Genomic DNA, 19358 nt, shown 5'->3' on the forward strand with positions numbered 1-19358 from the left:
ACACCGGATAGGTCATGTAGAGCACACCCACTGTCGATGCGGGCAACTTCTCCAGCGCCGTTACATATCCGATCCAACCAATCCCCATTACTGCTCCGGCTGAAAGGCCCCAAGTGATCTCTCGCCATTCTTTTCGGTGCAAGATGAGAACTGGAAGCAAAAGAATCGCCGCAACAATGTAGCGATAGAATGCGACCGCATAGGGTGCGACGCCTTGCTCGGTCAGGCTGCGGCTGAAATAGGGAACCAGTCCGAAACAGATTGAAGCAAAAAGGACACCAACAACCGCAAATGCGTAAGGTGTGGGCGATCGATTTCGCGCAGTTGTCGTTGCCATAATCTGGAGCTACCACGCATTTGCATTTTCGTCTTTAAAGATTCTTCGAACGACAGTTTTGCCCACATAAATGCAGTAGAAAAGCGCATTGTGTCCAACGCACCCGTAAGGTCGTTTGCGACATTTGCTATCGCAGTAAAAATAAGTTGGAACACGAAACACCGAACTTAGGCCGTGTTGACAAAAGGGATTCACATCAGGCTTTGAGCATGATTCAAGCTGGCATCTGCGATGGAGACCAGCTTGGCACGAGATTTGATGTCGGACGAGGAGTGGGCTTTCTTTGAACAGTTCATTCTTTCCGTTCGCGCCCCGAATGGTCGCAAACCCACCAACCACCGCCTTGTTCTTGATGGCGTTTTCTGGATAGCACGCACCGGCGCACCGTGGCGGGACCTTCCTGAAGAATTTGGGAACTGGTCGAGTGTCTATCGACAGCTCCGGCGTTGGACACTTGCTGGCCTCTGGGAACAAATCCTGGATGCGCTGACCAAGAGCAGGATCGTTCCTGACGCCCTGCAAATGGTCGACAGCACCGTGGTTCGCGCCCATCATCAGGCAGCGGGCGCAAAAGGGGGGACTCCGCGACAGGGTTTTGGCCGCTCAAAGGGTGGCTTCACGACCAAGATCCATCTCCGGGTGAATGCAACCGGTCTGCCGATGAGAACTGACATCACGCCCGGCCAGACGTCCGACTATCTCGGCTTCGATCTCATCATGGACGACAATCTGCCGGAACCTTTAGCGCTGCTGGCCGACAAAGGGTACGATGCAGACAGCATTCGTGACCAAATGCGCAACCGATACATCCAACCGGTAATTCCCATGCGGAAGTCGCGAAAAAAGCGTGTTGGAGTTGATCGCCCACTGTATCGACTGCGGAACCTGGTGGAGAGATGCTTCAATAAGTTGAAGAATGCCCGCCGCGTCGCGACACGTTACGACAAAACCGCAGAGAGCTTCCTCGGTTTCGTCGACATCACATCAATCCGCCTGTGGCTCCGCCATTTGTCAACATGACCTAGAGATGGCGATCACTTCCAAAAGGTGTTGTCTCCTTTGTCGTGCTACCCAGAGTGTGCTACTTAGGTTATTTGGCGCGGCTGACCCCAAGGTGTGACTCTTGCCCTTAGAAGTGAGTAGAGAAGAGGTCCTGGAAGAGCTGGAACGTATTGTTGGTTCGAGTGACTTCGCGGTCAGCAAACGCAACAGATTTTTTTTTGAACACCTCGTCAGAAGTGAAATCGACGGCAGGGGTAAAGAACTTCATGGCACTGCGTTGGCAATGGATGTGTTTGGACGAGGCGCAGACTTTGATCCCAACACTGATCCCGTTGTGCGAACTGAAGCGGTAAAACTGAGAAAGGCATTAAAATATTATTATTTGACCTCAGGTAGACAAAACAGGGTAGAAATATCGGTTCCAAAAGGTCGGTATCGACCCACCTTTCGCATTCGAGAATTTCAGGCAAATAACGCGAGTTTGACTGATGAGCAAACGCCAAGGTTGCCCACGCTAGGCATTAGATCGTTCTCAGGGTCAGAGACTGCGCGTGCAATTTTTTTTCGCGGTGGTTTGCCAGAAGAGATTGCGCTGGAACTCGCCCGTTTCGGTTATGTCCGGGTACTTACAGGTTTTAGGGCCGAAAACTCTAAGTCACAAACCCAGGAAGAACATAACTCGCTTGAGCGCTGCGATTATGTTCTGGGAGGAACGGTTCGCGAAGATGGCGAGTGTTTGCGCATAGTTGTTCAATTGAAACGAAGAGACACCGGTGACCTAGTTTGGTCGGAGCGCAAAGACATCTTTTTGAGCAACGCCAATATTTTCGAAGCTCAAGAAGACGTCGCAAAGCGCTGCGCCGTCTGCATTGCGGATGCATATGGGTTTGTTGCAACCGACGCTGCGAGAAACGCTCAAACGCGACCAGCTTCGGACTCAAACGTGTATGAAGCTTTGTTGGCGTTCCACACCCACCTTCGCGCAAACAAAGTCAGCAGCTTGGCGCGAATGTTGGAACTGTCGCAAGCTGCTGTCAGGGAGAACCCAACCAGTGGCTTGGCGCACGCACTATTGGCGTTTGGATATGTTGAACAGGTAGGTGTTGGACAAAAACGATTGAAGTCCGTTGTCGAAGATGGCCGAACTCACGCAGAGAAAGCATTGGCTTTTGAGCCAAATTGCCAGGAGGCTCTGATCGCAGCAGCCGTCTATGCCCAATTGGATGGAGATAAACCTAGTTTTATGCAATTAATTGATGCCGCAATTCGCGCCAATCCGAATGGCAATCTTCTGCTCGCTGTGGCTGGAGGATGGATTGCATTTGTCGGCGACCCCAATAAAGGCGCGGAATTGGTGCGACAAGCGACGGATGCGAATCCCATGTTGCCAACTTGGACCCAGATTACACTTTGCTTGGAAGACGTTGAGAAAGGAGACTTCAAGGCCGCTGTCAAAAAAGTACGCCAAATAGATGTGCGAGACTATTTCATTGATCGTTTGATTATTTCCGCGGTGCATAGCCTCGCCGGTGAAACAGGGCTGGCCAGGGTACAATTGCCTCAAGTAAACGGCGACTTCACAATTGACGAATACATAAACGATCTACCCTTCGCGCGCGGCCTGGTTGAAATGATCCGTGCAGGGTTGGAGCGCCTTTGAATCGGTAGATTCTGGCAAGTGATGGAAGGAGACAAAACTGCTGTTTTGATTTTCGCAAAGTCGCAGGCAATTGAAAAATTCGTTGTTCTTACTCATACACAGCGCGATTTTCGAAGGTTCAACCGTTTTTTCTTGAATCGTCCAACAATCTGCAGCCAGTCGTGATATTTTTGGCGTCTCTTGCGTCCGGTTGAAGACGAGTCTCGTATTGCCCGGCAGAACCTTCGCAATCCTTTGAATCACCGCCGAAAAGAGTCCGGTTGGGTCCCAGTGAGTCTTTGAACACGCAGTACATAGGTTTGCTGCTCAGCTGCATCTGAGTAAAAGAAAAACTCATGGTGCACGCAAGCAAACCGACCGTTGACCAGAAAATCTTCATAAATTTTTTGGTGTAGATCACTAAGGTCGTCAGTCTTTTGGTAGAACTTCAATATGTCTTTGGGCGTTATCGAAAGGACAATGTCCCAAGCTTGTGAATCAAGGTCTTTCATTTTCTTCTCCAATCAATGCGTTTACTGTGGAGCCCCTAAAACACCCGGTGCCTCTTTTTGCAGCGACCCGGTTAAGGCTGAATGCGGATCACTGTTGTTTGCTCGTCCGGTTCGATGAGTTCTCGCGCCCGATGCCAATCATTATGGATTGTTCTCTTTTGACCTGGTCGACAGCGTCAGTAAGCAGGGACTTTTCTGCACTGCTTGCTGCAATCAAGTAATCTGTGATTTCGGGCAGGACGTTATTCCACGTTGGACATGCCAATGCGAACTGAGCGAAGAAGTTTGCTGTGAATTTGAACAGCCGCTCTGCGCTTGTCGCATTGGATTCTCGGGCGGCCCAAAGTAAGGTTTCCCAAAGGCCATTTTCGAAGGCGATCAGCGCCCGAGGAGTCTGGTCAACGTAAATCTGAACTTTGTGCTTTCTGGCAACTGAAAGCTCAGACGTGCGTAAGACCAAATTGTGTGCCGCAGCCGTAGTCGCCGGGTATTGGTTTCGCAGCGTTGTTAGCAGATCAAATTGTGACATCTTTTCTCTCCACCTTTCCAGTTTGTGCAAAACGAAAATGTGAAGAGTTCACCGTTCTTTGGAGGTGTCCTACAGTAGTGCAACTGTTGTTGGATGGACGTCCGACTTCGTTGCGCGTTGCCTGAAAAAAAAGGATTTCGCACAAGACGTAGAATTGCGCATTTTGGGCTCGAAGTAGACGCTCGAAAAATTTGACTGAACGGTTGCTGACCTATCTTTGAGGAATAAAGGAGTTGCGTATGAAAAAATGGGCGTGTTTCGGGTTTGCGGTGTTGGCTTCAGCTTGCGCCACTACTACCCAGGCTCCTTTGGTCACCAATGCAATTGGTCAGACCGCTATTCAAATCAACACAAATGGGCTGACTTGCTACAACTCTGCCTGCCTGGAAATCACAAGAAGCAGCGTTCGTGTAGTCGGACACAAACGAGCGCGGATTCCCAAGGGTATTGATGTCAGCGATGGAACCGTCACACCTGACGAGTTCCAGCGAATGCGCCAAGCAGCAATGCTGGCAGGCGGACCTGGTTCTGGCAATCGGTAAGCAGAGAACAGGTTGAAGTGTGTTCAACGATGAATTCCAGGCATGATGCCCAGAACGCGGATCGACAGATAGGGCTATCCTAGCTGAGAGGCCAGATGCAACGCTTGTGGTTCCCCAGTTTTCTTAGCCATAACGGCAGACCATTTCAATCGAGGCGGATCACCAAAACGGTTTCCATGGGAAACTGTGCAGTCCGACTGGTGAGTAGCTTTCCCTGCTTAGCTATGCAGCGCTTTGGCCAAGACGGCGCATTAGACCGGCGATGCACAAGTCCGCGACAGCGGACCCTCCCATCCTAAAGACGAGAGGCCGACGTCACGGGGGAAGCGATAGCGCATGCGCCAGATGAGCAACCCTGGAACAATAGAGTTCGGACAGTTTGGCATTGATCTGTTGCATCGTGGTGCGCCTCCTTTTGGTTAGAGGCGTTCCGACCCATTTACTGAAGCACAGAAAATGGGTTCAGGGTCTCTACTTGCCAAGCTGAAGTGTGCTCTGCGGTCGCCAGGACAAATTTCCATCGTCTCCACGAAAGCAACGCAGCAACCGTTCTTCTTTTTGAGGAGCTGTAGAAGTTACGGTGTTGGTGCCGACCAATAGTATGAAGGCGTTCTCAGAGTACACGAGACCCTGATAGTAGCAGAACCGTTTTTCCGCGCCATCAGGAATGGGCGACGCGGTCGTCAATTGCGATTGCGCCGCCAGTTCGCCTGCGAGAAATGACATTGATATGCTCAGTAAAAACTTCTTCATTTAGACGCTCCTAAGTCATCGTTGGGATAAAGTGAGTTGGGTCTTCATGTCGCTCGCCCAGATCCAATTGGTCGAACAAAAGCCAAAGTCCGAGAACGGTATCGAATAGGTGATTGAGTTGTACCAAAATGGCAGAATCTCAAAAGATTACTCATCTGACGCAGCCCCTAAAACACGACGACCGATCTCAGAAACCACAACCAGTACTTCGGTTCGTGCGAATTGCGTACTCAGTTTCGCGTTCAATGAAGCAGATAAATTGTCAGCCTGCTTCCCTGAGATCGTGTCTCGCGGGTTCACAAACACAATGACCGAGTAGGTGCGGCCCGCTTTCAAAACAACAACGTCAACCAACGCGATATCTTCTGAGGCGAAGTGTTCTTCAGCAATTGCACGCGCACTTTCGACGATCTCTGCTCCGGCCGAGGCACCCACAAGCTCACCCAAACTGCTTTTGAAGTCGGACCAGTATGTGCCCGATGCGATGAGGCACAAACCGATAACAATGATTGAGTCCCCGACCGGTGCAATGAACGCCAATGGGCCAGATTGAAAAAGATAAACAAGCCCGAAGCCCAAGCCAGCAGTCCCGGTGATAACACCGTCAAAGGCCGCTGCCCGGGCTTCGAGCTTCAGTATGTCGCTATTTTTTCCTGTTTTTTTCCAACAGCGTAGGTGATTTAGCCAAAGCCCGACGCAGATCAGACAAATGGCAACCGTGTAAACACCAACGACCTCGTACTTCACGGGCGCAGGTACAGTACCACCGATATATGCCGCAATTTTGGCAACAGCATTAATGAGAGCGAATGCGACGAGGCCCAGAAGGGACAAGGACCTGAACGTGGTAAAAACTGCTTCATCGGCAGCATAGCCAAGCGGTCTTGCATCATCGGGTTGCGCAAATGACTGTTTACCTACGCGAACAGCTATAATAGCAGCAAAAAAGCCAACAAGAGAGAAAAGCCCATCAACAAGAAGCGCTTGTGAGTTCGACAGAACTGAAGCTACGACACCAGCGAAACCCATTGCAAGGTTGCCCACCATGCCAACTCGCAGGGCGGAGCTTTCGAAACTCATTGCCGTAGCCGACATTCTAGTTGCTTCCACTGGCTTGACTTGCTTCTTCCATATTTGAAGGAGCCAAGCCTTTATGTCCAGTTTCTGAAGGTCTGGCGCGATACCCCTCAGCAGCACGTAGTCCTGTGATACAGGTTGAGAATTTTGGCGGATAGACAGGTGCTTTTTTGTTGCCAGTTCCAGCGAAGTTTAGAAGATCTGTTCCGATAGGTAACTTGTCCGATTCAGCCGATGGACTCAAAACTACATTCTGATGTAACTCAGAAATTGCACTAGGGTGGGCTTTAGCAGGGGCGTCTGAATCCGCCGATGTGAGTTTTGGTAAACTTGTCATACATTGGTCCTGATGCACGAAACGCAGAAAATCCTCCGCAGCGAGCTCAATTTAGCAAGAGAAAAGCGATGAGTCGTTTTGCAAAAAACGGGCATTAACTATCAGTCGCCACTTGGCTCTGGCGCATTGCCGCGCCACCATTCTTTTTGAAGGGATCCCTAGGCCTTTTCGGGCAATGCGCACCGCTGATCGCCAGAACCAGACTGTTCTTACGGTTCTCCGGAGATGCGCGGGTGAATATAGTCCGGTTCGATCCCGTCTTTTTTCATCGCAATGCCGGTTAGAAACTGAAACATGGTTCGCCGAACAAGCCGCGCGGTTTGTTGGCCGCGGTTATCGTAGAAGGGGTTGAACTCAACGAAATCAACGCCGACGATGGTTTTTGTTGCCGCAAATTGGCGCAACATGGGGAAAAGGTCTTCGGGATGCGAACCGATGGGCGATGAGGAGCCTGTTCCGGGTGCATAGCTCATGTCAAAGGTGTCAATGTCGAAGGAAACGTAAACAAGATCTATGTCTTCTAAGTCTTTGTATATTTTTTCAAAAGTCTCTTCGACGCCGTCTCTCCTGATCTCGTGGATGTGATAAACCTTCCCGCCTTCAGAGGCCACCTGATCCCACTCCTCTGGACCAAAGACCGGTGTAGACATGCCATACTGAATGACATGGCGCCCTTCGACCATACCTTCCTGAACAGCGCGATTCATAAAACTGCCTGAATGGTAATAGGCACCAAACTTGCCCATGCCAGCGTCTCGGTCGAGATGGACATCAAAATGCACGAAAGCAACGTTGTTCTTTCCGTAGACATCAACGATACCGCGGAAAGTGCCGTTGGGAACCGAGTGGTCCCCACCAACGATGAAGGGAATTGCGCCGACGGAAGCAATCTCCCGTGTCATACGACGTATTTCCTCTAAAGTCGCAGATTGATTGTACGCATTTAGTCCGGCATCGCCGTAGTCAACCGCATTTAAGATTGTGAATGGAGCGAGAAGGGTCTCGTATTCAACCCAGCTTAAAGGGAATTTGGGGTCACCGTAGCCGCCATAGTCGCGTGTAGTTCGCACCTCGGCCGGCGCCCACATATTGCCTGCGGAGTGCGGAAGCGCTCCAGTTGGTGCGCCGAATATCGCAACATCGATTTCGCCGGCCTGTAAGTCTTCGGGTGCAAGAGCAACGGGCAGCTTAAAGAACGTTTGGATACCCACAGGTTCCATTTGCAGCTGGTATCGTTGTACGTCCATTGGTCCTGCAGGACGTCCGGATGGTTCACGTTCTGCTCGCCAGATGTCCGTAGACTTGTCCTGTTTGATATTCATCTTTGTCGGGTCGTCAGGGATCTGGTGAGGCATCGGACCGATGTTTTCATTTGGCGAAGCTGCAGCAATGTCCTTGAGCATTTGCGCTGAAGTTTCAAAAGGAATGGCTCCAAGTACCGCGGTGAACACGGCTGTGGACAACAACTTGCAGTAATTCATCGTCTTTCCTTTCAAATTCAAAGAAGTCCGGTTCTGTCATTGGATTGCGTGTGATTTTGGCGGACAGGTAGCAAGGGTGCTACGTAATTAGTGCATTTGGAATCTATCTTTGCGGAATTAACCCTTGCCGAACACAGTGCCGCGCGTACAGAGTAACTGCATGGGTATACAGCGTATTCTTCTGCATGAAGCCGAAGATATTTCGGAGTTTCTGTTCCAAGCCACTGGGATGATGCCTGGCTATACTCAATTCTCAGCAGGCCCTGCAAAACTTGAATACAAGGTTGTGGATCTAAACGGCGTCACTCTGCTTTGGGCTTCAGGGATTGCTCATTGCAGGTGGCAAGACCAAATGTCTGACGATGGTCGAGTGCATTTTGGGATAGTGCTGAACGCAAAAGGCGGCGTCAGATCGCTTGGTCACGAACTTGGTCCTAAAGACGCGATGCTGTTTCGCCCCGGCCAGGAAATGGACTATGTGTTTCTGGGGCCGGTTGAAACACTGGAAATAGGTGTATCCAAAGAAATTGCAGACAGTCTTGGCTGGACTTTTTCAGGAGCACCTTTGGCACGCATCCGAGGAACGCGATTGCAACAACTCGAGACTGTTTGTCGCCAAGCAAAAAAGATCACTGTGTCCAACGGTGAATATTTGAGGCCTGAACTAATGGCAGAAGTGCGTGGGATGGTTTTAGATGCTCTGGAGCGGGCGTTGTGCCCTTGGTTACCTAAAGGTACCAATTCGAGTTCGGAACTTAATGAATGCACGAAGCGATATTCGGTATTGAAGAACTTTGATCGCCTTCTTTTAGAGTTAGGCGATGGGTTGCCAGGCTTAAACGCCATTTCAAGGGAATTGGGCGTTGGGAGGCGCACGTTGTTCTATTCGCTACGTCAGTCGTTAGGTATTACGCCAAGGCGGTACATAGAAATACGACGCCTCGCAGAATTGCGAACCAGGTTGAAAAATACCGGCCCTGTAGGAAATACAGTTACTGAACTGGCAACCGAACTTGGGTTTGGGGATCTTGGGCGCATGGCCGGAAAGTATCGTCGACAGTTTGGAGAGAGCCCGAGCCAGACGTTGCGCTCCTAGTTTAACCAGCTCTGCCTAGGTCGCTTAAGCGTTTCGCTTGGAAGTTCTCCGAACAATGACCGGTATTTGCCTGCCATACGCCCCAATTCTGAAAAGCCATGATCGTTCGCCAGGTGGGTCACAGACGAGTTGTCCGGCTCGCTACGATACAAGCTTGCGCGAAGACCGTTCAAACGTACGACTTCTCGGAATCTCCTCGGTCCAATCCCATAAGCTTTTTGGAAAGCTTGAAAAATACTTCGCTTGGACACGCCAATTTCTTCAGCCAAAGCGTCAACACTGACACATAGGTTGTTGTCTTTGTCCTGCAGTAGTCTACGGGCATCGCGGAGCAAATCAGCCCGTGCTCCACGCGACAGAACATCACTGTCATGGTGTTTGGGCGACGCCCAAGGTTGAAGGGCAACTTCTAAAGCATCGATGAGTTTAGACCGAGTGTCCGCGAGAGAGCTAAAACACCAATCTCCTGAGTCGTCATTGAGAGCCGCAGAAAAGCCTTCCTGCGCAATCGACGCCAGGCTTCTTGCGACGTCTTCAGGCACATCAGTAATTTGACCACCACGGCAATTCCACCCGAGCTTTTTGGGAAGTTCTTCCGTGAACGTAATCTCCAGAGTTTTGTATCTGCCGTTTGTGAACAACTCCGCCGTTTCACCTGGCCTCAGTAGATGGGCGGTGGTGTTAGAAATGCCAGACTGGCCTATCCGAGGGCTGCCATTTGCTGAAACCATGATCGCAAATCGCCACTCACGCGCCAACATAGTGTCGGTCCAGAGATGCTTGCCTTCCCCTGATACTTGCAGGAGCCTGATGTCGCCAAAATCGATGCTACGGGCGCTCAGGATCGCGGGGCCAGAAGTGAATTGCATAAAGCGGGTGTCTGTATTGGTTTGCTCAAGATAGAAGTTTTCCAGTGTATCCTCATCTGCGAGATCAATTGAAAAACGATCGAATGCCAAAGCAGTTACCCCTCTATCAACAAACCCAAAGTCTCGGGGATGGGTATACAGGTCGAATGCCAATACCCGATCACGTAACTCATGCCGGGCGATTGCAAAGATGTGTGCTACTTGCACTTTTTGCACAGTCATCAATAGCCTGAGAAAATATCCTCTCCGTAGTCAAGTTAAATTTGGTCTTAAAATGAGAGGATTAGAAAGTGGCGCGTCGCTTACCAGTATTGTTCAAATGGTCCGCTCTGCTCGCAGCAACACTAGCTGGAGTGGGATACGCACAAGACAATCCCGCACCAGATTTTTCCGCTGATCCTTTAGTTGATGGGTTCCCATCTTCGATGCAGCCGTGGAGAGATCCAAGCAATCCAAATGTTCAAATCCTCGATCCTGGCTGGAACAAATACTATCTGCGCAAGGATATGGTAGGTGATAACCCTCCGCGGGAACCCGGTCCAATTGATTTACAGCGCTACTACGTCGTGCCGACCAAGCACGCATTTCCCACGTATTTCGGTTTGCCGATCGCTTTGACAACTGAAGATCTGATTGCCGGAGAGGTTGACGTGGCTATTGTTGGGGCGCCGAGCCAGTTTAATCCAGCTGACGGCAACGGCTGGGCAGCGAATTATATGCGCGTAAACCACAACTATGATTTTGCCCAGTCGGGGCATGATATGTGGTTCAACAACCAGTACTTCGATATCCTGAACGTTGTGGACTATGGAAACGCCAACGCCCACCCATCTTTAATGATGCAGAACTTTGCGGATCAGGCTGGTGTGTTTAAGGAAATCCTCGATGGCGGTGCGATACCCTTCGTAATAGGCGGAGACCATGGCACCCAGGTCGCGTCACTAATGGCGCTGATTGATCACTACGGTCCGCAGAGTTTTACAACAGTCCATTTTGACGCCCATACCGACCTTGCACCGCCTGATGGGCGACTTGGAATGTTCACCCATGGGGGTGCAGCCCTCCGTTTCGCGCACGAGCAAGGGTGGACCACCGGAGATCAGATTTTCCACATCGGCCTTCGCGGTGCGTACGAGAGCGTCGAGAGAATGGACTGGATGTTCAACAATCAGACCAACTACTACTTCATGCCGAAGTTTGAAAAAAATGGATTTGATGCAACTGTCGACGAACTGATCTCAGAACTCGAAGGACGCCGGCTGTATATCTCAATCGATATGGATGTTCTGGACGGCTCGTTGGCGCCGGGTGTATCAAACCCTGAAATAGGTGGCTTTACCACGCTACAATTCATGCAGATTCTTCGAAAGCTGGCTCTTCAAAACGAGATACTGTTGATCGATTGGGTTGAGTATTCTCCGCTTTTGGACGACCGCCGTCGCTCCACAGGCAACGTTATAAGCCGTTTGCAGCGACATACCCTGGCCGCGATGGCCGCTCGCAAAGAGGGTATCACTGATCCAAACTATGTTCATCCTGCAATGCTCGAGGATAACAGCAAGTAAGGTAATGAACTGGGCGAATGATGCGTTGCATTCTAAAGAGTTGCCTTTTTCGGAAAAGGCGCCTTGAATTGGGGCGTCTTTTTTCGGTGCGGTAACATAGGTTCAGAAATGTCCATCAGTACTTCAGACCATCCCTCGGGAAGACCTGCCGGTAACGACAGTGGTACGCCGCACTCATTTCTCTTTCATCTCGTCAGAGAGCCGTTGTTTCAGTTTCTCGTCCTCGCAGCACTTTTGTTCATCGCGCAGGCGCTTTTTGCAAAGGACCATCGAGATCTGATCGTGGTGGATGCAGTGACGCAGGAATACCTTTTCGACCAAGAGTCGGAATTGCTTTTGCGCCCGCTAAGTGAAGCAGAAAAACAGGACCTAGTCAGAAACTTCGTTGAGGAAGAGATCCTGGTCCGAGAGGCAGTGAAGCGAGGTTTTTCTGACGGATCCCGTATTCGTGCATTACTTCTTCAAAACATGCGGTTTTTCATTGCCGGAGACTTGCCAGAGCCGACAGAAGCGGAACTCAAAGAATACTTTGACAGCAACCAAGAGAAGTTTCTGAGCCCTCCCAGTTATGACCTTGAACATGTGATGTTTAATTCGATCAGCGAAGTTCCACCTAACCTTCTGGAAGAGTTGAACGAAGGCGCAGATCCCACATCCCTCAGTGACGTCGACATCACCTTTGGAAATACACTGAGATACATGGACCAGAAACGCCTTGTGCAGGCGTTCGGCGGCGAAACGGCAAAAGAGGTTTTGGCGGCCATTGACAAGAACGACGATTGGCAAGGACCGTTCCCATCCCAGACTGGGACGATTCACTTCCTCAGGGTTCTCAAGGAAAACCCCGCTCAGTTGCCTGAGTTTGAGCAGGCTCAAGATTGGGTTGCCACCCGGTGGATGACGGACAAATCCCGTGAGTTGATGGAGAAAGAACTGGAATCTGTAGAAGGCGACTACAAGATCGAGATAGCGCCGCTGCAAAAGGCCAAAGACGTTGATTAGGTTATTCCTCATCTCTGCGTGGACTGCGACGCTAATAGCGCTACAAGGGATCGGTTCTCATGCGCATACACTCGGCTTGGATCGCGCGGAACTGATTGAAACGGCTCCCGGCGAATACAGACTAGTCTCAAAAGTACCTAGTAGATTGTCAGCTGCGATATTGTCACCTGATTTGCCTGAGCAGTGTGAGTTTGGGGGGAGCCCGAATGGTGAAAGGGGATCTTATTCGGTCACATTTACCTTCACCTGTGCCACCCCCATGACATCCGAAGATCACCTGGTGCTTCCGTGGAACCGCGAAGGGGCTCTGTTGACGGTTCGTTGGTTTGGTCAGGAACCTGTCACGCGTTTGGTTAAACGAGAGGGGACGACTATCGAAGTCAACCTGGACGAATGGCTGGCTGGTTCGGGATCTGCATCACGCGCGGCTAAGCGCTACACCGTTCTGGGAATTGAACACATTTTGGAGGGTTTGGATCACTTGCTGTTCGTGCTGGCTTTGCTGTTTCTTGTAGAAGGCTGGTGGATGCTGATCAAAACAATAACTGCGTTTACAGTAGCTCATTCGATAACACTGGGTTTGGCCACGCTGGGATTTGTTTCGCTACCGTCTGCACCTGTAGAGGCGGCAATTGCACTTTCGATCGTTTTCCTGGCGTCCGAGATCGTCTGGAAGTCCCGCGGTCGTTTTTCTTTGGCGGCAAGAGCGCCTTGGGTTGTGGCATTTGCGTTTGGACTATTGCATGGGCTCGGATTTGCTGGAGCCTTGGCCGAAATCGGACTGCCGCCATCTGAGATTCCGATTGCGCTTCTTTTCTTCAACGTTGGCGTCGAGCTTGGTCAGTTAATCTTTGTTGCTGCAGCATTGGTCGTAGGATGGGCGTTCTTGCAAATACCAGCTGCACAACGATGGGAGACAAGCGCTCAATTGATCCTCGTATATGGTATTGGAACAATCGCAACATACTGGATGATAGAGCGGACTTACTCAATTTTTGTTTAGGCAGTTTGAAGGCGTCTACTTGGCTTAAAAAACTCACGGAGGGCCCGGTATTACTTCTTCCTCTTGTAATACGCGTAGTATTCCGATGATTGTTGCGGTGCTGGTGTCGATTGATCCTCTTAGGAAAGCGCCCAGTCCACCATCTCCTATTTCACGTGGTCCGCCGGTTTCATAAACTGGGTCCAAAGGTTCAAATTCTTCAGGAAATGCAGGGCAAAACGGCCGTTCGCTCAAAAAGCGTCCAGCGACTTCCAGCAGGATGGAACGCAGCGCTTCGACATCTTCAACGAAGCTCTCAATATCCCGCAAATGCTCAAGGGGTTGAACGGCTGCGTCTACTATTTCGTAGGTTACGCACTTTTCGCTAAACCGGGCCGTAGCTGAAGCTGAAAAGTCGAAAATCCATCTGTCCATCGGTTTACCGCGTACAAAGACGTTTTCGTTTGTCTTGGTGCATTCAAAGAACTGAGTATCCAGTTTTCCTCTTAGAGAGATAATTTCACCTTGTGCCTCAACAACAAACTCACTGAGATCGGTACGGGTTCCACATGTGTCTGAAATTGGTTCGTCAGCAAACATGTCCGGTAAACGAGCTTGCAAATCACTAAAGTCAAGCACGGCTTCAATGCCAACTCGTGTTGGCGAAACCGCAGTCATAATGACATTGAGACCGTAATCAATTTCCGTTGTGCCGACGACCAGAGTGTCTTTTATGTCGAATTCGGCAACTTGTGCTGTTGAAGGGGATGTGAGACCGAAGCCGCCGATCAGAAACATCGTAAAACACACGTGCCTCATTGTTGCCCCTCGATAATGTCGCTCAATTCCATCACGTTGAGCAGTTTGACAAGTGTCGTCGCGTCTGTATCGATCAATCCCTGAATTTCGGCGCCGATGCCGCCTTCGCCAATTTCGAGCGCTTTGACGAGTGTGGCCTGCGGTGATACCGGCTCCAATTCCTTCGGGACTGTTAGGCAGATTGGGTTGCCGTCAAAATAGATCTCTGCCTGTTTGATGATTTCGGCGCGCGCAGTCTCAATGACACCGAATAATCTTGCGACAACCCCAGTAAACCCACGCGGGTCGAGTTCAAGCTCAACCACGGAAAACCTTACACATTGGTCTTCGACGAAGGCTTCCACTTTTGCCTTTGCATCAATTTCTTGTGTCAACCAAGGATTGCCCCGCTCTTGGCCCGGGGAGTTCTGATCGCAGGAAAAGAATCGTACAAACAAAGTTCCACGCAATTCGACGTGATCTTCAATCGCCTCTGTTTCTAAAATATTAACTGATACTTCTCGTGAGCAACTATCATCATAGACCCCCGATGCTAGCTCTGGGAATCGTGCTTGGATCGCCCTCAAGTCCGCCACGACGTTCGCCCGCAAACGGGTTTCTGTCGCCGGGCTCAAACCTGCGAAAAACACAATATCAAACGATTCCTCGCCTATGGGCACCTTGCTAGATAGAAGGAGTTCGATGTCGCCTTTGTATTTGGTGGGATCAATTCCTTTACGATTTTCGGCGGCTGCAAGCAGTGCTTGAGGGGTCAATTCACTTGTTGGTTTTGGTCGGTCGCGCTCGCATGCGGCAAGAATGCCAAACAGCAGAGATATGGACAAAACTATCCGAAGGGAGCGCTTCACTCTGGCAAACATGAGCAAATATAACAATCGAAGACGTCCGATAGTGTATGCGAAAATCTGATATTAGAAAAATAGTGTAAATCCTATACGCAGTCGAGGAATTTCGAAGCTTTAGCAAATACTTGGGTCTGAAAAGCAAATGCGATCAGAGCGACTTCATAGACCAGGTAACAGCGTGGCATGCCAACTTGAAAGCAAAAAACTGTTCAGAATAGGATGCCTGTAAAGATTACGGAACCCAGGCTTATTGCCCGGCACACTGCCGGTGTGGCGATTGACAAGCCGATTTCTTACCTTATCCTTAATCAGTTGATTAGCTTAAAGAACCTAGGGTGCTGGACTTAGAGTTCAGTTGCGTTCGAAGAATGGCATATTCATATTGGACGGGCGACGGGATCAGCTTTTGCCGAACCGGAGAGCCAATGAGGACCATTGAAAAGCTTATTTTGGTATGTGGTTTTCTTCTGTTCATTAACGGCTGCACCCACGTGCCATTTGACTCTCCTAAGGAAAGCTCACGGGCTATCCCCGCCGATGGGACTCGTGCCGGACGTGTAGTGTCTGACCTTACAGGTCACGATGGCCAACTATTGGCAATGCTGCCCTTGTTCGACGGCAATGACGCGCTCGGGGCGCGACTGAGAATGATCGAAACGGCGGAAAGTTCAATTGACATACAGACGTTTCTGATCAAACCGGACTTGGCCGGTTCGCTGATGTGGCTCGCCCTGTATTCCGCAGCAGAGCGAGGCGTGAAAATCAGGCTGTTGTTCGACGACGTTTTCACGACGGCACGTGATGATCAGATCGCGACACTGAATGCCCACCCGAACGTGGAAATTCGCGTTTTCAACCCGCTATCCCGAAATAGCAGTGTGGCTGTCAATTTCCTGTTGGATTTTACCCGAGTGAATCGCCGCATGCACAACAAAGTCACGATCACAGACGGCAGCTATGCAATTTTAGGCGGCAGAAACATTGCTGATGAATACTTTAGTATTGGAACAAATTACGACTTTGCCGACTTCGATCTCTTTGTGGCCGGAAAGCCTGTTCATGTCTTGTCAAACACCTTTGATGCGTATTGGAATGATGCTTGGTCCCTGCCTTTTGACGCCATAGACGATGGCGACATTGTTCCTTTGAGCGAGGCGTATGAACAGTTTCAAAAGCGCGCTCTCGACGAGGAAGTCGCGATTTACGACCGAGCCCTGGCATCTGATTACATAAGATGGCTCGAGAGTGGTCAAGTTCCTGTTTACTATGGCCGCGCAAATATCGTGGTGGATGACATTGAGAAGCTTCGCACTCCTGCTGGCACCGGACCATTTGCTGTAGGAAACGCATTTTTTAATAGTCTCGGACGCGCTAAAAAAAGCGTAATTGTTGTTACGCCGTACTTTATTCCAGAAGACTACGGTGCGGCGTATTTTGAGCAACTGGTCAGAAAAGGAATTGACGTTTCGGTCGTGACTAACTCTCTTGCCTCGACCAATCATCCGTACACTCATGGTCATTATGCGCGCTATCGTAAGCGACTGTTGCGCGCCGGAGTTAACTTTATTGAGGTACGCGCCAGCGTACCGCCTTCGAAGGAAGGCGTCGAAACGCCTTTGACCCTACACACCAAAATCGCCTTGATTGATGACGTTTATGTTTTTGTGGGTTCTGCAAATGTCGACCCTAGGTCCATCCGACAGAACTCTGAAATCGCAATGTTGGTGCGCAGCTCTAGTCTGGCGAAGCAGATCAAAGCGCAATTGGATGCGGCATTACCACTACACTCTTATTCGGTAACGCTCAACGACTCAGGAAAGCTCCAATGGGTATATGCGAATACTGAAACGAACGCGCCGATATCGAAAGAGCCATCAGCTGGGTTTTGGCGCAAACTGATCGCCAAGATTTCCGGTTGGCTGCCAATTGAACGCCAGTTGTGAAGTGGGTTTTCACAGACATTCAGCGCTAAGAAACCCCAAGACTTTGCGATGTAGGACGTAGCACAACTAACATCTTTTTCTTGGAAAAAGCGTATCTATCGGTGCCATGAGATTATAACAATTGCCAGCTGGCACGGACCCAGCCAAAAAAACTTATAACAACACTAAAATAAGCCCCTTTGTGTCGTTCATCACTGTCCGTAACTCGCACTTGGTATCAAATCATATCGGCAAAGAGGCTCTACTCGCGTCATCGCTTCCAACGGTTTCACTGTGTCATGTGTGCCTCATATTTCGTAGGTGCGCCCCTTAACCTAAATCCATTGTGATTGATGCAGATAATACCGCTCCATACACGTTGATCATCAACTTGACGCTTGCAATGGAATCTCGGGTTTTAGGGTTCGAGCGAGCAATTTTCTCTTCGATCAAACAAAACTCAAGCATCGCCACGGCTTGTAATTTCTGACGTGAATCGTGCTAGCCGACGGGCAACAACAAGTCCTGAGCCATTTTAACTTCCACTTTACGCAAGGTTTTTCTGATCAGATTGCTTTTGCCAACTTTGGCAACTGGTTTGACGGGGCACTTTCAATATTTCAGTTGTTCGGCAAAGGCCAAATCCTGCTCCCGCAACCAACGATACTTGCGAAACCGCCTCAGCCATGTCGGCTTTGGCGGTTTTTGCTTTTTTACCAGTTGCTAAGGCGAGAATGCCGGCAAGATCTCCATGCAGATCAATGTCATATCCATCTTCAGACGGTGTCAGCACCACCGTGTCGATCAGAGTGCGCAGCGCCTCAGCAGCTTCGCTGAGGTTCTCAACCCGCTTTTGGGCTGACACTAAGCGTTGCGGCGGTAGGGTGCGTATTTGCAAGACATCGTCCGCGATTAGGAATTTGTAGAAGTCCTGGAGGTCCTCCCGAAAGCTCTCGGGAAAATCTTCGTGCGGGATTTGAAACCCTTTCGCCCGGTTCAGACCGGACAATTGCACCTTTGGCCAAGCCGGGACCTTGGTCGCATACTCGTTCCATCTTTTTACAAGCATCTGAAACTTCGCGTCCGCCTTCGAGAGAAGACTGTGGTTGGCCACGCGATCATAGTATTGGTCTATGGTTTCCTGAGTCACCGCTGAAGGTGGCACCCCGGTCCAACTGCACCACCTCATGAAACGGATCAGAACACGTCGATCGGGTTGCTTTGAGATCATTGCGTCTAAGCAGGCCCATTCCTCGGACAGGGCTGCCGTCAGGCGCAAAGGTTCGAGGTCGACATTGCTTTCGATAAGGGCTTGTGCAAATGCCGAACGGATGTTGCTAAAGCGCTTTGGGGTTATCCCAAGTCGTCCGGGTTGCCCCTTTTCCGAGGTCACCCGAAAAGAGGGTATGTCGATCGGCACCCCGCTGGGAGGTGAGTTGAGAATCTTTGCGACTGCCTTGACGGCTGAAGCCATCGCCGACTTCTGACTTTTGGTCAGATGGTCATTGCTTTTAAGTTGCTCCAGCACACAGTTCAGTGTGACTGGTTTGGACTGTCTATGTCCCATGTTGCCTCCTGTGGACAGGTGTTGAAATTTGGGAAACCACTGGGCGAAGAAAATCACATACTCTTCCTGGAGGGTTTCCACGCACAGAGATTGACCCGCTGAAAACAAACAAGAAATCAGCGCTGCCGGTATGGGGGCGTGCGACGATCAGTTTTGTGCGTGCGCACAAAACTATCGAGGTCGTAGGGCGTAACCCTTACGACGCGTCCAACCTTCACCGAGCTTAGTTTGCCGAGCTCTATCCAACGAAAAACGGTGCGATGGGCTACACCAAAGTAGTTAGCAACGTCAGCAACACTGAGCATGCCTGCCAGGCCCTCTGGGTTCGGGTTATTGGTCACCGGCTTCATCCTCCAATTTGCCTTTTGACGGGTCAGAGGGACTTTCTTGCTCGTGATCGAGCCATTGCCTGGCCGCAGAACGAGCAATGACGCGCACGACATCGTGGAGTCGATGAACGAACTCCAGATCTTCTGACGATG

At 50.4% G+C, this 19358-nt stretch carries 20 protein-coding genes; 8 read left to right on the plus strand and 12 right to left on the minus strand.

What is annotated here, in order from left to right; translation table 11 throughout:
- Window positions 1-337 (minus strand): EamA family transporter (locus ACR0CG_RS21415; protein ID WP_480527405.1); only part of this gene is annotated, 337 nt, incomplete at its 3' end.
- Between the two features lie 231 nt (window positions 338-568).
- On the opposite strand from ACR0CG_RS21415, the gene ACR0CG_RS21420 reads away from it, so the two are divergent.
- A complete protein-coding gene (locus ACR0CG_RS21420; RefSeq protein WP_480527406.1) occupies window positions 569-1357 on the plus strand; it encodes an IS5 family transposase in 789 nt (262 codons plus the stop codon).
- Window positions 1358-1460: 103 nt separating this feature from the next.
- Complete coding sequence (locus tag ACR0CG_RS21425; protein WP_480527408.1) at window positions 1461-2999, plus strand: hypothetical protein; 1539 nt, start codon at window positions 1461-1463, stop codon at window positions 2997-2999.
- Between the two features lie 239 nt (window positions 3000-3238).
- On the opposite strand, the gene ACR0CG_RS21430 is transcribed toward ACR0CG_RS21425, so the two are convergent.
- Window positions 3239-3490 (minus strand): hypothetical protein, encoded by a 252-nt coding sequence (locus tag ACR0CG_RS21430; RefSeq protein ID WP_480527410.1) that lies wholly within the window; start codon window positions 3488-3490, stop codon window positions 3239-3241.
- Between the two features lie 88 nt (window positions 3491-3578).
- Complete coding sequence (locus tag ACR0CG_RS21435; RefSeq protein WP_480527411.1) at window positions 3579-4019, minus strand: hypothetical protein; 441 nt, start codon at window positions 4017-4019, stop codon at window positions 3579-3581.
- Window positions 4020-4258: 239 nt separating this feature from the next.
- Here ACR0CG_RS21435 and ACR0CG_RS21440 point away from each other — a divergent pair, with 239 nt between their 5' ends.
- Window positions 4259-4561 (plus strand): hypothetical protein, encoded by a 303-nt coding sequence (locus ACR0CG_RS21440; protein ID WP_170617598.1) that lies wholly within the window; start codon window positions 4259-4261, stop codon window positions 4559-4561.
- Window positions 4562-5032: 471 nt separating this feature from the next.
- Here the strand turns inward: ACR0CG_RS21440 and ACR0CG_RS21445 are convergent, their stop codons facing one another.
- The 4 genes from ACR0CG_RS21445 to ACR0CG_RS21460 all read right to left on the minus strand — a co-directional run bounded on the left by ACR0CG_RS21445 (window position 5033) and on the right by ACR0CG_RS21460 (window position 8209).
- The gene (locus tag ACR0CG_RS21445) at window positions 5033-5314 is read right to left on the minus strand and encodes a hypothetical protein (protein WP_170617596.1); all 282 of its coding nucleotides are present in this window, start codon (window positions 5312-5314) and stop codon (window positions 5033-5035) included.
- Between the two features lie 147 nt (window positions 5315-5461).
- A complete protein-coding gene (locus ACR0CG_RS21450; RefSeq protein WP_480527413.1) occupies window positions 5462-6409 on the minus strand; it encodes a cation efflux transmembrane domain-containing protein in 948 nt (315 codons plus the stop codon).
- A gap of 1 nt (window position 6410) precedes the next feature.
- On the minus strand, window positions 6411-6728 hold the full coding sequence (locus ACR0CG_RS21455; RefSeq protein WP_480441622.1) for a hypothetical protein: 318 nt from the start codon (window positions 6726-6728) through the stop codon (window positions 6411-6413).
- A gap of 209 nt (window positions 6729-6937) precedes the next feature.
- On the minus strand, window positions 6938-8209 hold the full coding sequence (locus ACR0CG_RS21460; RefSeq protein ID WP_480441624.1) for an arginase family protein: 1272 nt from the start codon (window positions 8207-8209) through the stop codon (window positions 6938-6940).
- 160 nt (window positions 8210-8369) lie between these two features.
- Here ACR0CG_RS21460 and ACR0CG_RS21465 point away from each other — a divergent pair, with 160 nt between their 5' ends.
- Window positions 8370-9305, plus strand: coding sequence for a helix-turn-helix domain-containing protein (locus tag ACR0CG_RS21465; protein WP_480527415.1), 936 nt, complete (start codon window positions 8370-8372; stop codon window positions 9303-9305).
- On the opposite strand, the gene ACR0CG_RS21470 is transcribed toward ACR0CG_RS21465, so the two are convergent.
- Entirely contained in the window at window positions 9302-10396 is a 1095-nt protein-coding gene (locus tag ACR0CG_RS21470) for a helix-turn-helix domain-containing protein (RefSeq protein ID WP_480527417.1), read from the minus strand. The genes ACR0CG_RS21465 and ACR0CG_RS21470 overlap by 4 nt on opposite strands.
- Window positions 10397-10464: 68 nt before the next feature.
- Here ACR0CG_RS21470 and ACR0CG_RS21475 point away from each other — a divergent pair, with 68 nt between their 5' ends.
- The 3 genes from ACR0CG_RS21475 to ACR0CG_RS21485 all read left to right on the plus strand — a co-directional run bounded on the left by ACR0CG_RS21475 (window position 10465) and on the right by ACR0CG_RS21485 (window position 13744).
- Window positions 10465-11739, plus strand: coding sequence for an arginase family protein (locus tag ACR0CG_RS21475; RefSeq protein ID WP_480441630.1), 1275 nt, complete (start codon window positions 10465-10467; stop codon window positions 11737-11739).
- A 108-nt stretch (window positions 11740-11847) separates the two neighbouring features.
- The gene (locus ACR0CG_RS21480; protein WP_480441632.1) at window positions 11848-12741 is read left to right on the plus strand and encodes a peptidyl-prolyl cis-trans isomerase; all 894 of its coding nucleotides are present in this window, start codon (window positions 11848-11850) and stop codon (window positions 12739-12741) included.
- 259 nt (window positions 12742-13000) lie between these two features.
- The gene (locus tag ACR0CG_RS21485) at window positions 13001-13744 is read left to right on the plus strand and encodes a HupE/UreJ family protein (RefSeq protein WP_480527419.1); all 744 of its coding nucleotides are present in this window, start codon (window positions 13001-13003) and stop codon (window positions 13742-13744) included.
- 33 nt (window positions 13745-13777) lie between these two features.
- Here the strand turns inward: ACR0CG_RS21485 and ACR0CG_RS21490 are convergent, their stop codons facing one another.
- Both ACR0CG_RS21490 and ACR0CG_RS21495 read right to left on the minus strand, forming a co-directional pair.
- Window positions 13778-14521: a hypothetical protein gene (locus ACR0CG_RS21490; protein WP_480441636.1), complete on the minus strand. Its 744-nt coding sequence runs from the start codon at window positions 14519-14521 to the stop codon at window positions 13778-13780.
- 17 nt (window positions 14522-14538) lie between these two features.
- Window positions 14539-15366 carry a hypothetical protein gene (locus ACR0CG_RS21495; protein WP_480441638.1) on the minus strand — a complete coding sequence of 276 codons (828 nt, stop codon included), beginning with the start codon at window positions 15364-15366 and terminating at the stop codon, window positions 14539-14541.
- Between the two features lie 446 nt (window positions 15367-15812).
- On the opposite strand from ACR0CG_RS21495, the gene ACR0CG_RS21500 reads away from it, so the two are divergent.
- The gene (locus ACR0CG_RS21500) at window positions 15813-17330 is read left to right on the plus strand and encodes a phospholipase D family protein (RefSeq protein ID WP_480527421.1); all 1518 of its coding nucleotides are present in this window, start codon (window positions 15813-15815) and stop codon (window positions 17328-17330) included.
- A 526-nt stretch (window positions 17331-17856) separates the two neighbouring features.
- Here ACR0CG_RS21500 and ACR0CG_RS21505 read toward each other — a convergent pair.
- Together ACR0CG_RS21505 and ACR0CG_RS21510 are read right to left on the minus strand one after the other, a co-directional pair.
- Window positions 17857-18957 (minus strand): hypothetical protein, encoded by a 1101-nt coding sequence (locus tag ACR0CG_RS21505; protein WP_480527423.1) that lies wholly within the window; start codon window positions 18955-18957, stop codon window positions 17857-17859.
- Window positions 18958-18992: 35 nt separating this feature from the next.
- A complete protein-coding gene (locus tag ACR0CG_RS21510) occupies window positions 18993-19319 on the minus strand; it encodes a helix-turn-helix domain-containing protein (protein ID WP_480527425.1) in 327 nt (108 codons plus the stop codon).
- Window positions 19320-19358: the final 39 nt, after the last annotated feature.

Source organism: Ruegeria sp. AB8 (assembly GCF_056542605.1).

What these genes read in the sequence shown, in the direction of transcription:
- ACR0CG_RS21470 (WP_480527417.1), bottom strand. Translation starts at nt 10,396, where the DNA reads ATGACTGTGCAAAAAGTGCAAGTAGCACACATCTTTGCAATCGCCCGG.
- ACR0CG_RS21450 (WP_480527413.1), bottom strand. Translation starts at nt 6,409, where the DNA reads ATGTCGGCTACGGCAATGAGTTTCGAAAGCTCCGCCCTGCGAGTTGGC.
- ACR0CG_RS21445 (WP_170617596.1), bottom strand. Translation starts at nt 5,314, where the DNA reads ATGAAGAAGTTTTTACTGAGCATATCAATGTCATTTCTCGCAGGCGAA.
- ACR0CG_RS21435 (WP_480527411.1), bottom strand. Translation starts at nt 4,019, where the DNA reads ATGTCACAATTTGATCTGCTAACAACGCTGCGAAACCAATACCCGGCG.
- ACR0CG_RS21455 (WP_480441622.1), bottom strand. Translation starts at nt 6,728, where the DNA reads ATGACAAGTTTACCAAAACTCACATCGGCGGATTCAGACGCCCCTGCT.
- ACR0CG_RS21485 (WP_480527419.1), top strand. Translation starts at nt 13,001, where the DNA reads ATGACATCCGAAGATCACCTGGTGCTTCCGTGGAACCGCGAAGGGGCT.
- ACR0CG_RS21440 (WP_170617598.1), top strand. Translation starts at nt 4,259, where the DNA reads ATGAAAAAATGGGCGTGTTTCGGGTTTGCGGTGTTGGCTTCAGCTTGC.
- ACR0CG_RS21510 (WP_480527425.1), bottom strand. Translation starts at nt 19,319, where the DNA reads ATGTCGTGCGCGTCATTGCTCGTTCTGCGGCCAGGCAATGGCTCGATC.
- ACR0CG_RS21465 (WP_480527415.1), top strand. Translation starts at nt 8,370, where the DNA reads ATGGGTATACAGCGTATTCTTCTGCATGAAGCCGAAGATATTTCGGAG.
- ACR0CG_RS21480 (WP_480441632.1), top strand. Translation starts at nt 11,848, where the DNA reads ATGTCCATCAGTACTTCAGACCATCCCTCGGGAAGACCTGCCGGTAAC.
- ACR0CG_RS21430 (WP_480527410.1), bottom strand. Translation starts at nt 3,490, where the DNA reads ATGAAAGACCTTGATTCACAAGCTTGGGACATTGTCCTTTCGATAACG.
- ACR0CG_RS21500 (WP_480527421.1), top strand. Translation starts at nt 15,813, where the DNA reads ATGAGGACCATTGAAAAGCTTATTTTGGTATGTGGTTTTCTTCTGTTC.
- ACR0CG_RS21490 (WP_480441636.1), bottom strand. Translation starts at nt 14,521, where the DNA reads ATGTTTCTGATCGGCGGCTTCGGTCTCACATCCCCTTCAACAGCACAA.
- ACR0CG_RS21420 (WP_480527406.1), top strand. Translation starts at nt 569, where the DNA reads ATGGAGACCAGCTTGGCACGAGATTTGATGTCGGACGAGGAGTGGGCT.
- ACR0CG_RS21460 (WP_480441624.1), bottom strand. Translation starts at nt 8,209, where the DNA reads ATGAATTACTGCAAGTTGTTGTCCACAGCCGTGTTCACCGCGGTACTT.